Source organism: Microbacterium sp. W4I20 (genome assembly GCF_030816505.1).
In the GTDB taxonomy this organism is placed as follows: Bacteria; Actinomycetota; Actinomycetes; order Actinomycetales; family Microbacteriaceae; genus Microbacterium.
The window spans coordinates 3,635,601-3,649,105 of the sequence record NZ_JAUSYB010000001.1; the positions used below are offsets into that span (position 1 = coordinate 3,635,601).

The 13,505-nt window shown below is 68.9% G+C and carries 13 protein-coding genes, 1 tRNA gene and 1 pseudogene; 10 read left to right on the plus strand and 5 right to left on the minus strand.

All coding sequences use genetic code 11. The features are described 5' to 3' along the window. Positions 1-29: 29 nt before the first annotated feature. From QFZ21_RS17670 to QFZ21_RS17680, 3 genes are read right to left on the minus strand one after another with little or no spacing between them, the layout of a single operon-like run. On the minus strand, positions 30-2,357 hold the full coding sequence (locus tag QFZ21_RS17670; protein WP_307380157.1) for a hypothetical protein: 2,328 nt from the start codon (positions 2,355-2,357) through the stop codon (positions 30-32). Then, entirely contained in the window at positions 2,260-2,829 is a 570-nt protein-coding gene (locus tag QFZ21_RS17675) for a hypothetical protein (protein WP_307380158.1), read from the minus strand. Before QFZ21_RS17675 ends, QFZ21_RS17670 begins: the two co-directional genes overlap by 98 nt. A 24-nt stretch (positions 2,830-2,853) precedes the next feature. Continuing rightward, positions 2,854-4,698: an HSP90 family protein gene (locus QFZ21_RS17680; RefSeq protein ID WP_307380159.1), complete on the minus strand. Its 1,845-nt coding sequence runs from the start codon at positions 4,696-4,698 to the stop codon at positions 2,854-2,856. A gap of 171 nt (positions 4,699-4,869) precedes the next feature. On the opposite strand from QFZ21_RS17680, the gene QFZ21_RS17685 reads away from it, so the two are divergent. The 3 genes from QFZ21_RS17685 (at position 4,870) to nusG (ending at position 6,419) form a co-directional block, all read left to right on the plus strand. After that, positions 4,870-4,942 (plus strand) — tRNA-Trp (locus QFZ21_RS17685). 40 nt (positions 4,943-4,982) lie between these two features. Further along, a complete protein-coding gene (gene secE, locus QFZ21_RS17690; RefSeq protein ID WP_307380161.1) occupies positions 4,983-5,243 on the plus strand; it encodes a preprotein translocase subunit SecE in 261 nt (86 codons plus the stop codon). Between the two features lie 42 nt (positions 5,244-5,285). Next, the gene (gene nusG / locus QFZ21_RS17695) at positions 5,286-6,419 is read left to right on the plus strand and encodes a transcription termination/antitermination protein NusG (RefSeq protein ID WP_307380162.1); all 1,134 of its coding nucleotides are present in this window, start codon (positions 5,286-5,288) and stop codon (positions 6,417-6,419) included. Positions 6,420-6,476: 57 nt separating this feature from the next. On the opposite strand, the gene QFZ21_RS17700 is transcribed toward nusG, so the two are convergent. Further along, positions 6,477-6,875, minus strand: a complete 399-nt coding sequence (locus tag QFZ21_RS17700) for a VOC family protein (RefSeq protein WP_307380164.1) — start codon at positions 6,873-6,875, stop codon at positions 6,477-6,479. Positions 6,876-6,978: 103 nt separating this feature from the next. Between QFZ21_RS17700 and QFZ21_RS17705 the strand changes: the two genes are divergently transcribed. The 6 genes from QFZ21_RS17705 (at position 6,979) to QFZ21_RS17730 (ending at position 11,857) form a co-directional block, all read left to right on the plus strand. Continuing rightward, complete coding sequence (locus tag QFZ21_RS17705; RefSeq protein WP_307381340.1) at positions 6,979-7,947, plus strand: YafY family protein; 969 nt, start codon at positions 6,979-6,981, stop codon at positions 7,945-7,947. Between the two features lie 246 nt (positions 7,948-8,193). Beyond that, complete coding sequence (gene rplK, locus QFZ21_RS17710) at positions 8,194-8,625, plus strand: 50S ribosomal protein L11 (RefSeq protein ID WP_223622146.1); 432 nt, start codon at positions 8,194-8,196, stop codon at positions 8,623-8,625. Positions 8,626-8,636: 11 nt separating this feature from the next. Continuing rightward, the gene (gene rplA, locus QFZ21_RS17715) at positions 8,637-9,323 is read left to right on the plus strand and encodes a 50S ribosomal protein L1 (protein ID WP_307380165.1); all 687 of its coding nucleotides are present in this window, start codon (positions 8,637-8,639) and stop codon (positions 9,321-9,323) included. Positions 9,324-9,567: 244 nt separating this feature from the next. Continuing rightward, entirely contained in the window at positions 9,568-10,383 is an 816-nt protein-coding gene (locus QFZ21_RS17720) for an amino acid ABC transporter substrate-binding protein (protein ID WP_307380167.1), read from the plus strand. Between the two features lie 3 nt (positions 10,384-10,386). Continuing rightward, positions 10,387-11,058, plus strand: a complete 672-nt coding sequence (locus QFZ21_RS17725; protein ID WP_307380168.1) for an amino acid ABC transporter permease — start codon at positions 10,387-10,389, stop codon at positions 11,056-11,058. Further along, positions 11,045-11,857 carry an amino acid ABC transporter ATP-binding protein gene (locus QFZ21_RS17730; protein WP_307380170.1) on the plus strand — a complete coding sequence of 271 codons (813 nt, stop codon included), beginning with the start codon at positions 11,045-11,047 and terminating at the stop codon, positions 11,855-11,857. The genes QFZ21_RS17725 and QFZ21_RS17730 overlap by 14 nt, the downstream gene beginning before the upstream one ends. Positions 11,858-11,882: 25 nt before the next feature. Here QFZ21_RS17730 and lysE read toward each other — a convergent pair. Further along, positions 11,883-12,550, minus strand: a pseudogene (gene lysE / locus QFZ21_RS17735) (L-lysine exporter). Positions 12,551-12,620: 70 nt separating this feature from the next. Here lysE and QFZ21_RS17740 point away from each other — a divergent pair. Beyond that, positions 12,621-13,499, plus strand: a complete 879-nt coding sequence (locus QFZ21_RS17740; RefSeq protein ID WP_307380173.1) for a LysR family transcriptional regulator ArgP — start codon at positions 12,621-12,623, stop codon at positions 13,497-13,499. Positions 13,500-13,505 lie beyond the last annotated feature (6 nt).

Genomic DNA, 13,505 nt, shown 5'->3' on the forward strand with positions numbered 1-13,505 from the left:
CGCTGCGCTCGCTCAGGAACCGGGGGCGCTCAGCTGTCGGCGAGCGCCCGCACCTCGGCGGCCTCGCCGGTCCGGCCGAGTGCCTCGAGGACGTCGCCCAACTCGAGCGCGGTGACCTGTCGCAGCGGCGGGTGCTCCGCGCCGTGCTCGAGGGCGCTGCGGTAGACCGGGACTGCATCAGCGGGGCGTTCGTTCCCGGCGAGCACGCGGGCCGCGAACAGCTCGGAGCCGCCGGCCGCCCCGGTGTCGCCGAGCCCGGCGAATCCGTCGGCCGCGGTCAGCGCCGCGGCCACCGCTTCGTCGATCCGGCCGAGCTGGGCGAGAGCCCGGCCGCGGGAATCCGTCACATCGGCCAGCAGCCAGTGCGCCTCGTGCTCCTGCGCGAGGGCCGCGACCTCGTCGAACAGGCCGAATGCGCGCTCGTCTCCGCGGCCGCCGTACGCCTGCCCGAGGCTGTGCAGCACCTCGGTGAGGGCGCCCGCGGCATCCGGCGCTTTCCGAACGATCTCCGCAGCCGCCTCCAGCAGCGAGATCGCGTCGTCGTTCTCATCGAATCGCGCGAGGATCTTGGCCTGCTCCGTCATCGCCATCGCCTGGTCGGCGTGCTCCTCGGCCTCGCCGAACAGCTGAGCCGCGTATCCGTGCGCGCCGACCGATTGTCCGAACTCGCCGGCGGCGCCGAGCGCTCTGGCGAGCAGAGAGGCGGTGACCGCCCGTGAGCCGGGGGAGACCTCGGCCTGGTCCTCCTGCTGCAGCACCTCGCCGAACAGCTCGGCTGCCTCCTCCGCGTCTCCGGCGCGCAGCATCGCACGCGCGAGGCGGAAGTTCACCGCGGTGGAGTCGCCGCCCTCTTCGCCCAGTCGCGCGGCCAGCCGGTAGCGGGACACGGCCTTCTCGGGCTGGTCCGCGTCTTCCCAGAGAGCGCCGGCGAGCAGATGCGCCTCGGCGAGGGCCCGCGTGGCGCCGAGCTCGGCGAGAAGACGGCATGACTCATCGGCATCCGTCGCACCGTCGTCGTAGGCCCCGCCCCCGCCCCGTACGCGCGCACGTGTCTGGAGCGCCTGCGCGCGGTGGCCCGCGCTCAGGTCGTCCTGCTCGAGGAACCGGTCGAGCAGCGAGGCGCCGGCCTCGAGATCGCCCTTGCTCAGCACGGCCGAGATCGCGACCAGCGTCGTCGTGTTCGACAGGCGGATGTCCTCGGCCTCCGCGAAGGCGCGCGCCGCCACCTCGGCCAGGTCGAGTGCGGCATCCGGCTCGTCGTCCTGCAGGTGCAGGGAGGCGCGACTGATCGCCAGGTCACCGCGCGACCACGTCGGGAGCGCGGCACCGGCCGCGCCGAGCTCGTCCTCCAGGGCCGCCTTCGTCTCGGCGGTGTTCGCGCCGAACGTCGCCAATCCCAGCCGCTCCTCGAGGTCGGCCTGCTCGTGCCGCCCGGCCGCGCGCAGTGCCGCGATCCGCTCGGGGAGCACCGTCAGAGCCTCGTCGGCACGGTCGAGCGCGATGAGGATGCCGAGCCGCATCGAGTGGAGCTGCGCGAGCTTCGCGGGGTCGTCGACCTCCAGGGCGTGCGGCAGAGCCTCGAGCGTCTCGTGCTCCGCGCCGAACTGGGCGAGCTGCATCGCGCGGTCGAACCAGCCCTCGGCATCCGTCGGGGTGGACGATGGCGCCTGCGGGACGAAGGCGTCGGAGCGGATCGGCACATCATAGTTCTCCGCCTCGAGCGCCCGCATGCGCGCCAGGCTCCGGGCATGACCGTCGGTGCCGTCGCGCCGATCGAACTCGGCACCGATCCGCTCGGCCGCGGCCCAGGCGGATGCTGCGAGGTCGGCCGCGTTCCAGACGCCGTCGTGCTCGCCGAAGAACGGGACGAGGGATGCCGCCTCGGCACCGCGTACCGGCGTCTCGCCATGACCGGTGGCCGTGACCCGGTCCAGAGCGACCGCGAACGCCGCCAGCGCCGCGAAGTGCGCGTCCACGTTCAGACCGTCGTGCCCCAGCCACGCGATGTGCCGCTCGACCATCGCGAGCGCGCGGGCCTCGTTGCCGGTGAGTGCCGCGAACACGATGTTGTTCGCCACGATGCGCAGGTTGTCGGGGTTGTCCTTCGCGAGCCGGTAGCTGCGCAGGTGCGCCGTCTTCGCCTCGTCGAAGCGGCCGGCGCGCAGGTAGGGCAGCAGCACGCGCGACAGCGCATGCTCGGGCTCCTCACCGCAGGAGAACCCGCCCTCGATCATCTCCTCGACGAGGCGGATGGCGTCCTCATCGCGGTCGGTCTCGGCGAAGAACCCGGCGAACTGGCTGCGCCCGCAGGCGTCGCAGTGGCTGTGGTCGTCGCGCGGGGTCGCGTCGAGCTGCACGCGGAGCTTCTCGGCGTCGTCGAAGCGACCGGCATCCCAGCGCGTCCTCGAAACGCGCCGTCAGCACGCCGCTCACACCGAGACCGGCAGCGCGGTAGTGCGTCTCCATGTCGTCGAGCACCGCGGCGATCTGCTCCTGCGAGAACGCGGGGGAGGAGCGCAGCGAGGAGGCCATCCACTTGAACTGCCACATCAGGTCGGCGCCGCCGTTGTCGAGGTCGGCGGGGAAGCGCTGCGGGTCGGCGTCATGATGCGCCAGGCACCAGGCGAAGGAGTTGAGCATCACGTCGGTCGCGCCGCCCATGTTGGCGGAGGCCGTCTGCCGCATGCGCGCCTCGTACTCGAGCCGGTCGTCGCCGATCTCGACGGCCAGCGCGACCGCCTCCGAGACCAGTGCCTGCTCGGCCGGCCCCCAGGGCGTGCGGTCGATCTCCTCGATCAGCTGCTGGAAGCGCTTCTTCGGTCGTGCCATGGCGGGGTTCCTTCGAGGGAGGGGTCAGCGGGCTTCGTCGAAGGGGATGGTGTCCCCTTCGAGTCCGGCCGAGAGCGAGACGAGATCGGAGAGCGCAGTGGTCATCAGCGCGCGGTCGGCGTCGCTGAGCGGATGGTGTCCGGCGAGCAGCGCCTGGATGTAGAGCAGCTGCACGGTGCGGGCGAAGACGGCGTCGTCCTGCACGCGCACGAGGGCGCGGACGACGCGGTTGGACCAGTTCAGGCAGAGCCGCGCACTGAGGTCCTCCTCGCGGGAGGACGAGAACGTCTGGTCGATGCGATCGAGCACGCCGCCCCACAGCGCTCCGGTGATGCCCTTGGTGCGGCTGCGGTCGATCGCCCGCAGCACCTCGGGGTCGGCGACGTACAGCGCCGCGAGATCCGGGCGGTCGATCGAACGCACCACGACGGAGCAGTCGGATGCCGTGAGCACGGCACCCGCGCGGGCCTCCAGGGCGACGGCGGCGTCGCGGTCATCGAGCGGCGGAGGGTCGAGCCGGTCGAGCTCGCCGGTCACGTCGACCTGCTCGACCAAGACGTGCGGATGCAGTTCCGGCAGCATCCGCACCAGGTCGGCGTCGTACAGGTAGCCGCCGTTGACGAGCACCTCGTCGGCGGGCGAGATGCCGGCCACCTGCCGGAACTCGTCGACGGTCTGCGCGTAGCGGATGTGCGGATACCGCTCGACGAGGTCGCCGACCCGGATGGTCCCGTGCGTGGTCTCCACCGTGAGCCAGCGGGTGATGAACCGGGCGAGCTCCTCGTCGTGGCGCACCAGCGACTTGAGGCCCACCTCGTGCACCGCGACGAACTGCGCGAGACGGTGCGGTTCGCGCAGACCCAGCTCGAGCACCCAGCGGCGGATGCCGGCGCCGAGCTGTTCGCGGACCCGTTCCAGCGCCGCATCCTCCACCAGCGATTCACGGCTCGCGGTGGGGGCGAGCCCGGTGGAGTCGATGACCGCCCGCACGAAGAACGCCCAATCGGGCAGCACGTCGTCGACACGCTCGGAGAGCAGCATCCGTCCGAGGTACATCCGGGTCGCCTGCCGGGCTCCGGGCGGCGGGGCATAGGGCAGCACGTAAGCGAGGCCACGGGTACCGGTGGCCGGCTCGCTCAGCTCGATCACGTCGAGAGGGCTCGCGCCGAGGAGGTCCCGGCCGTACCGCACCGCCGCCTCGAGGTCTTCGGCCGCGTCGAGGAACGGCGGGTCTCTCGTGATGTCCTGGTCGCCGCCGACGGTGTCGATCGTGACGCGCACCGGAAGGAACTCCCCGAAGGTCGTCGCCAGCTCCCGCACCGCCGCGGGCCGCAGCAGCTCGTCGGCGTCGAAGCGGGGCACGAGGTGCACGCTGGTGCCGATCGGCAGCTCTTCGTCGAGCTCCGCGACCTGGAAGGTGCCGTCGGCGCTGCCGGTCCACTCGACGGATGCTCCGCCCCGGGCGCTCCGGGTGCGGATGACGATCGTGTCGGCGACCATGAAGCAGCTCAGCAGCCCGATCCCGAACTGGCCGAGGTAGTCGCTGCGGGGCAGGTCGAAGATGTCGCGCTTCGAGCTGCGGCCGACGGTCGCGAGCAGATCCGCCACCTCGGACGCGGTCAGGCCGACGCCGTCGTCGCGCAGCACGAACTCGCCGTTCTCCGCCGTCAGCGGGGTGATCCGGATGCGGCCGCCCCCGCCGTCGACCTCGCGGCGGGCCGTGATCGCGTCGCGGGCGTTCTGCAGAAGCTCCCGCAGATACACCCGGGGGCTGGAGTAGATGTGCCTGCTGAGCAGGTCGACGACTCCGCGCAGGTCCACCTGGAACTGCTGCACTTCAGCGCTCACCGGCGCTCCCTCCCACTGCATCCGCTCGCCGAGCCTAACAACAACACCGAGCCTGGCCCGGTTCGGCTTCGTCCGGAGGATGCCGTATGCTGGATCAGCAGTTGTTGTCTGCATTCTTTCGCCGTGCCTGGGGTCTCCCGATCACAGTCCGGTGGCAGGATGAAGGGAACACCCCGAGACTCTCCGGTCTCTAGGGCGGTAGCTCAATTGGCAGAGCAGCGGTCTCCAAAACCGCAGGTTGCAGGTTCGATTCCTGTCCGCCCTGCGCGTCAGCGCAACGCTGACACACGAAAGGTACATTCAGGATGGATCAGGAAGACCCTCGCGGCGAGCTGGTCGCGGCCGGCGGCACGCGTGAGAAGAAGCTCGGCTTCTTCGCGGGTATCGCCCTGTTCCTCCGTCAAGTCATCTCCGAACTGCGCAAGGTCGTCACTCCGACGCGCAAGGAGCTGTTCAAGTTCACCGGTGTGGTGCTCATCTTCGTCGTGATCGTCATGGGCATCGTCTACGGCTTGGACACGCTGTTCGCGTACGTGACGCACTGGGTGTTCGGAATCCCCGGCTGATGACGCCCGCGGCTCACGCCGCAGCTATGGAGAAGAAACAACGTGTCTGAACGATATTCCGACGACGCCGACTGGGCGACCGCCGCAGAGCAGTCCAGCGAGGAAGACGAAGCCCAGGAGGGCAACGTCCTCGCTGCAGAGGAACTCTCGGTCACCTCGGCTGAGCACGTCGCCGTCCACGTCGAAGACGAAGACGGTGACGACGACTCCACGGAAGACCTCGACATCGACATCGACGACCCGGAGGCCGACGCCATCGTGAACGACGCCCTGAACCTGGACGAAGCCGCCGAGACCGAAGCAGCAGCCGAGGTCCTCAACGACGCGGTCGCCGAAGAGACGGCCGAGCACGAGGCCGCCGAGGCCGAAGAGGTCACCCCCTACGACGGTCCCGACGTGAACGGCGAGGACGACCGTCCGGTCGTCGACGCCGACGACGCGGATGACCCCGTGGCCGCCGCCGTCGAGGCGGAAGAGGCTGAAGAGGCGGCCGACGCCTCCGACGAGGACGCCTCCGACGAGGACGCCGCCGACGAGGACGAGGACGCCGAGGAAGACCCGTACGAGGCCTTCCGCATGGATCTCCGCATGCTTCCGGGCAAGTGGTACGTCATCCACTCCTACGCCGGTTTCGAGCGCAAGGTCAAGGCGAACATCGAGCAGCGCAAGTCGACGCTCGAGGTCGAGGACGAGATCTACCAGATCGAGGTCCCGATGGAGGACGTCGTCGAGATCAAGAACGGCCAGCGCAAGATGGTCACCCGCGTGCGCATCCCGGGCTACGTGCTCGTGCGCATGGAACTGACGGAAGACACCTGGTCGGTCGTCCGTCACACTCCGGGCGTCACCGGCTTCGTGGGCAACGCTCACAACCCGACGCCGCTGCGGTTCGAAGAGGCCTTCAACATGCTGAAGTCCCTCGTCGAGGTCAAGGACCTCCCGACCGCCAAGAACATCGCGTCGAAGGGCGGCGTCGCCGTCGCTCGCACGCTTCCCGCCGAGGTCGACTTCGAGGTCGGCGAGACCATCACGATCAAGGAGGGCTCGTTCGCGGGTCTTCCGGGTTCGATCAGCGAGATCAAGCCGGAGAGCGGCAAGCTCACCGTCCTCGTCTCGCTCTTCGAGCGCGAGACCCCGGTCGAGCTGTCGTTCGACCAGGTCACCAAGATGGTCTGACACCCAGACGCACGAGAACGGCCGTCCCTTTCGGGGCGGCCGTTCTTGCGTCGAGGGTCAGTCAGCGTGCTGAGCGGCCCAGTGGGGGCTCTGGATCAGACCCAGCAGGTTGCCGAACGGGTCGCTGACGGATGCCGACCACCAGCCCTCTCCGCGCTGGGTGACCGGGTCGAACGCCGTGGCGCCGAGCTCGATGAGGCGATCGAACGTCGCGCGGACGTCGTCGACGTGGATGCTCATCAGCGCACCGCCCGGCTGGGCGAGGGCCGGACGGAAGCGCGCATCCATCAGGGCGAGCTCGTCGTCGTCATCGCCGAAGCGCCACTCCGCGTACTGCACGGGACCCTGCTCGGGGCGGACGAAGTAGGGCGGGGAGCCGAAGACTTCCGCATACCAGGCGACGGCGGCCGTCATGTCTTCGGCGACGAGGTTGAGGTTTGCGAGACCACGGAACATGATTTCTCCTTCGGTTGAGCGGCTGATACTTCTATGCTTTCGTCTGAAGTGATCACCTATTGATCACTTCAGAAAAGAGTTCGAGATTCGCGCCGACCGCCTCATCCAGGCACTGCTCTTCCTGCAGGGCAAGCCGCAGATCACGGCTTCCGAACTCGCCAGGGAGCTCGAGGTCTCCGTGCCGACCGCCCGTCGAGACCTCGAGGCTCTCGCGATGTCGGGAGTCCCGATCTATCCGACCCGGGGGAGAGGTGGAGGATGGCGCCTGATCGGCGGAGCGCGCACCGATCTCACCGGCCTCACCCAGAGCGAGGTCAGCTCGCTGCTCGTCGCGCTGACGCAGAGCGGCGCAGCGACGCCGGAGCGGATCGCCGCGATGCGCAAGCTGGTCCGGGCAGTGCCCGAGCCGTTCCGGGAGGGCGCGCAGCGCGTCGCAGCGGCGACCGTGCGTGATGCGCCCTGGGGGATCACCGACGGCGACGAACCACCCGTGGTGGTGGCGGAGCTGCAGCGAGCGATCGCCGGATCGTGGCGGGTCGCGCTGCAGTACGAGGGCTCGTCCGGATCGAAGACCTCTGAGCTGGTGCCGCTGATGGTCGGCAGCAGGGGACCGCGCTGGTACCTGATCGCCGCGCCGATCGTGGCGCGGACGGATGCCGCGGACGCCGGGCGACTGCGGACCTATCGGGCCGACCGGATCGTCGACCTGCGCCTGCTGAGCATGCGGGGGACTGCCCCGACCGGGTTCGACCGCGCCCGGGCCTGGTCGGAGATGGTCGAGCGCGTCGAAGGCTTCCGTGGCGCCGCACGCGCGATCGTGCACGTCGAGCCCTGGGCGGTGAGGGCACTCACCGACCGCTTCGGCGCGCAGGCGCGGATGCTCGACGAGGCACCCGATGATGCCGGACGAGTGCGTATGGAGGTGCGCGCGCACCGCGTCGATGCGCTCGCCGAGCAGCTGGCCGGCTGGACCGGCGCCGCCGAGGTCGTCGAGCCCGCCGAGGTACGAGACGCACTCCGCGCTCTCGGCGAGCGGATGGTCGCCCTGTATCGCGAACATCCGTCTCCCTGACATTGCCCGCGACCCGCCCTTTTGTGTGCGACCCGCCCCTTTGTGAACGCGCACAAGGGGGCGGCTCGCACAGAAGCGGCCGGGTCGGTGACTCGCCCGTTCATCGGGTAGACTTGTGTGGTTTGTGCGATACCCGCATGGGTCCCTGAGCTTGTCGAAGGGTGCGCAGACGACCGCAGCCCGGAGATGCCGGGTTCGCGGGAGAAACGGATCGCTTCGGCATCCGATTCGAAGAAAGGAAAGAGAATGGCACCGAAGAAGAAGGTGACCGGCCTGATCAAGCTTCAGATCAACGCCGGTGCAGCCAACCCGGCGCCGCCGATCGGCCCCGCGCTCGGTCAGCATGGCGTCAACATCATGGAGTTCTGCAAGGCGTACAACGCCGCGACCGAGTCGCAGCGCGGCAACGTCATCCCCGTGGAGATCACCGTCTACGAGGACCGCAGCTTCACGTTCATCCTGAAGACCCCGCCGGCAGCGGAGCTCATCAAGAAGGCCGCCGGCATCCCCAAGGGATCCGCGACCCCGCACACCGTCAAGGTCGCGAAGATCACCAAGGACCAGGTCCGTCAGATCGCCGAGACCAAGCAGGCTGACCTGAACGCCAACGACATCGAGGCTGCCTCGAAGATCATCGCCGGCACCGCCCGTTCCATGGGCATCACGGTCGAGGGCTGAGGAGAATAATCATGGCTAAGTCCAAGGCTTACAAGGCTGCCGTCGAGAAGATCGAGGCAGACCGTTTCTACACCCCGTCCGAGGCAGTCGCCCTCGCGAAGGAGACCGGCTCGGCGAAGTTCGACTCGACCGTCGAGGTCGCGCTGAAGCTCGCCGTCGACCCGCGCAAGGCAGACCAGATGGTGCGCGGCACCGTCATCCTGCCCCACGGCACCGGTAAGACCGCCCGCGTCATCGTGTTCGCCACCGGCCCCGCGGCCGAGGCTGCGATCGCCGCCGGTGCTGATGAGGTCGGCGGCGCCGAGCTCATCCAGAAGGTCGCCGATGGCTGGACCGCGTTCGACGCGGCCGTCTCCACGCCGGAGCTCATGGGCCAGGTCGGTCGTCTCGGAAAGGTCCTGGGTCCGCGTGGCCTGATGCCGAACCCGAAGACCGGCACCGTGACCCCGAACGCGGCCAAGGCCGTCGAGGAGATCAAGGGCGGAAAGATCGAGTTCCGCGTCGACAAGCACGCCAACGTGCACTTCGTCGTCGGCAAGGCCTCCTTCACCGCCGAGCAGCTGAACGAGAACATCGACGCAGCGCTCGAGGAGATCGTGCGCCTCAAGCCGTCGAGCTCGAAGGGCCGCTACATCCAGAAGGGTGCGGTGTCGACCACGTTCGGCCCCGGCATCCCGCTGGACGTCAACGCCATCTGAGTCTGACTCATCGAAACGCCCCCGCCTCCCGGCGGGGGCGTTTCTGCATCCCCCCACCTTCGCTCCCGTGGCAGTTTCTGCGGGTTGAACACTGCTGAACCCACAGCATCTGCCACGGGAGTGAGGGGCAGGATCCGAAACCTGGCGTCATCGGATGCGGCCCGGCCCGGTGGGGGCGCGTACTGTGGGTGGGTTCCCTGCATCGCGCCACAGCACGCGCACCACGTACCCCAGGAGGGTCTCCATGTCTCGTCGACTCATCGCCGTCACCGCACTCGTTCTCACCGCTGCGGCGCTCACCGCCTGCAGCGGATCGAGCGCACCGGAGGAGTCGAGCGCGAGCGGCGACGGCGGCTCCGACTTCGGTCTGGTGCAGGACGGCACCCTGACCGTCGCGACCGAGGGCACGTACCGACCGTTCAGCTTCCACGGTGACAACGGCGCCGGCGACCTCACCGGCTATGACGTCGAGATCATCCAGGCCGTCGCCGACAAGCTCGACCTCGAGGTGAAGTTCGAGGAGACGCAGTGGGATGCGATCTTCGCGGGTCTCGACGCCGACCGCTTCGATGTCATCGCGAACCAGGTCACGATCAACGACGAGCGCACCGCGAAGTACCTCTTCAGCGCGCCGTACACGGTCTCGCCCGGCGTCATCGTGGTGGCCGATGACGACGACTCGATCTCGTCCTTCGCCGACCTCGACGGCAAGACCACCGCGCAGTCGCTCACGAGCAACTGGAACGACCTTGCCACCGAGTCGGGTGCCAAGGTCGAGGGTGTCGAGGGCTGGGCGCAGGCCGTCGAGCTGCTGCGCCAGGGCCGCGTGGACGCGACCATCAACGACAAGCTCACGTTCCTCGACTACGAGACGACCAACAGCCCCACGGGTCTGAAGATCGCCGCCGAGACCGACGAAGCGGGCGAGCAGGCCTTCGTCTTCACCAAGGACAAGAAGAGCCTGGTCGAAGCGGTGGATGCTGCGCTCGAGGAGCTCCGCGCCGACGGCACGCTGGCCGAGATCAGCGACAAGTACTTCGGCGAAGACGTCACCGAGTAGCCCATGGAGCCGTCGTCCCCCTGGCAGCTGTTCCTCGACTCGCTCGGCCCCATCGCGCTGGCGGGGCTGACCGTGACGGTGCCGCTCGCGCTGGCATCGTTCGCGCTGGGATTGCTGATCGCGATCGGGATAGCCCTGATGCGGATCTCGGTCAACCCGCTGCTCTCGGGCATCGCCCGGTTCTACATCTCGGTCATCCGCGGTACGCCGCTGCTCGTGCAGCTGTTCGTGATCTTCTACGGCATGCCCTCGATCGGGATCACCATCGATCCGTGGCCGAGCGCGATCATCGCGCTCTCGCTCAACGTGGGCGGTTACGGAGCCGAGGTGGTGCGGGCCGCGATCCTCTCGGTGCCGAAGGGGCAGTGGGAGGCCGCGTACACGGTCGGCATGAACCGCACCCGCACGCTCACGCGCGTCATCCTGCCGCAGGCCGCCCGCGTGTCGGTGCCGCCGCTGTCGAACACGTTCATCTCGCTCGTGAAGGACACATCGCTGACGTCGCTCATCCTCGTGACCGAGCTGTTCAAGGTGGCGCAGCAGATCGCGTCGACGACGTACGAGTTCATGATCCTGTACCTGACGGCGGCGCTGGTCTACTGGGTGCTCTGCCTGGTGCTCTCCTTCGGTCAGAGCGCTCTCGAGAGAAGGCTGGACAGTCGTGTCGCTCACTGACCCCGCCACCGCGTCGACGGCCGAGCCGCTGCTCACCGCGCGCGGCATCCGCAAGAGCTTCGGCGACAACGAGGTGCTCCGGGGCATCGATCTGACACTGCACCGCGGTGAGGTGCTCGTGCTGATCGGGCCGAGCGGTTCGGGCAAGACGACGGTGCTGCGCGCGCTCAACGGACTCGAGACGCCGGATGCCGGCACGATCGAGGTCGATGGCGGCCCGGACATCGACTTCGCAGCGACCGGAGTGCCGGTTCGGGTGAAGAAGCAGCAGCGCCTCGCGCTGCGCGACCGTTCGGCGATGGTCTTCCAGCACCACAACCTGTTCCCGCACTTCACGGTGCTCGAGAACGTCATCGAGGGGCCGTGGCGGGTGCAGGGCCGTCCGAAGGCCGAGGTCGTCGCCGAGGCGCTGGCGCTGCTCGACCGCGTGGGCCTGAGCGACAAGGCGGATGCTCGGCCGCACGAGCTCTCGGGCGGGCAGCAGCAGCGCGTCGGTATCGTGCGCGCGCTCGCGCTGAAGCCCGACCTGCTGCTGTTCGACGAGCCGACCAGCGCCCTCGATCCCGAGCTGGTGGGCGATGTGCTCGTGGTCATCAAGGAGCTTGCTGACGAGGGCTGGACCATGGCCGTGGTCACCCACGAGCTGAGCTTCGCCCGCGAGGTGGGGAATCACGTGCTGTTCATGGACGGCGGTGTCGTGGTCGAGCAGGGGAAGCCTCAGCAGCTGTTCACCGCTCCGCAGCACGAGCGCACGCAGCGGTTCCTGACGCGAATCATGCGCCCGCTCGACGGAGCCTGACGCTCAGGCTTCGGGGCCTCGGGATTCAGTCCCCGAGCACCGGGAGCACGAGGCTCACGGCGATCGTGATCATGACCACGGCGATCACCGCGTCGAGCACGCGCCACGAACGCGGCGTGCGCAGCCAGCGGCCGAGATAGCGGGCGCCGAACCCCAGCGCGGTGAACCACAGGATGCTGGCGGCGACCGCACCGGCGGCGAAGAGCCAGCGCTCCTCGCCGTGCGTGGCGGCGATCGACCCGAGCATCAGCACCGTGTCGAGATAGACGTGCGGGTTGAGCCAGGTGAGGGCGAGGACGGTCAGGACCACCGGGGCGAGGCGTGTGCGCCGGAGGGTCGTGGCGCCGCCGGACGCCGGGGTAGTGGCGGATGCCGCGGCATCCGTCGTGTCCGCATCGAGGGCCCCTTCGCTGCCGGTCCATGCGCGTCGGGCGGCGAGCAGGCCGTACGTCAGCAGGAAGAGCGCACCGGCCCATCGAGCGACGACGACGAGCCAGGGCGCGGCCGAGATGACGAAGCCGAGACCGGCTACTCCGGCGATGAGATCAGGACGGCGTCGGAGATCGCGCAGATCGCGACGACGGCCAGCACATGCTCGCGCCGGATCCCTTGACGTAAGACGAAAACGTTCTGCGCGCCGATGGCGACGATGAGGGAGAGGCCGAGACCGAGGCCGGCGAGAACGGAGAGCATGGTCTCAGCGTAGGAAAGCACGAGCATCAGCACCAGCGATGATTCCTTCCGAACCGTTAGCATCGCTAATGTGATGATCGATCCGGAACTCGCCGCCACCGTCGCCGCCGTCGCCGACGAAGGAACACTGGATGCGGCATCCCGCCGATTGCGGATCACTCCGTCGGCGGTGAGCCAGCGGCTGAAGACGCTCGAGCAGCAGCTCGGCCGCATCCTCGTGGTGCGCACGAAGCCCGCGACACTCACCGAGGCCGGAGAGGCGGTGGTTCGTCTCGCGCGGCAGATCGCCCTCCTCGAGCACGACGCGCTGTCGCGAGTCGGCATCGACGACAGCGGAGGAGCCCAGCGCATCACCGTGCCGCTGGCGGTGAACGCCGACTCGATGGCCACCTGGTTCCTGGCTCCGCTGGCGCGGCTCTCTGCGTCGCAGGGAATCGACTTCGACCTGCATCGCGACGATCAGAACTTCACCGCGCGGCTGCTGGAGTCGGGCGCGGTGATGGCCGCCGTCACGAGCGAGGAGACTCCGGTCGCCGGATGCACGGTCGCCCCGCTCGGCGTGCTCGAATATCGAGCGTTCGCCGAGCCGGGGTTCGCTGAGCGCTGGTTCGCGGCGGGCGTGACCGCGGAGGCGCTGGCAGTCGCACCGTTTGTCGACTTCGATCGGCGCGACGCCCTGCAGCACGAGTGGCTGGGTGCGCAGGGCGTCGCACATCAGGGCGTGCCGCGGCACTACGTCCCGGCATCCCACGATTACGCACTGGCCGTGGAGCTCGGCCTCGGGTGGGGGATGCTCCCGCGTCCGCAGGAGTCGGCGGGACTCGTCTCGCTGGGTGGTCCGACGCTCCGGGTGAAGCTCTACTGGCAGCAGTGGAACCTGCGCTCCGACCTTCTCGACACGATCGCCGAGGAGATCGCCGCGGAGGCTACGCGCGTGTTGCAGCCGTGAGTGTTC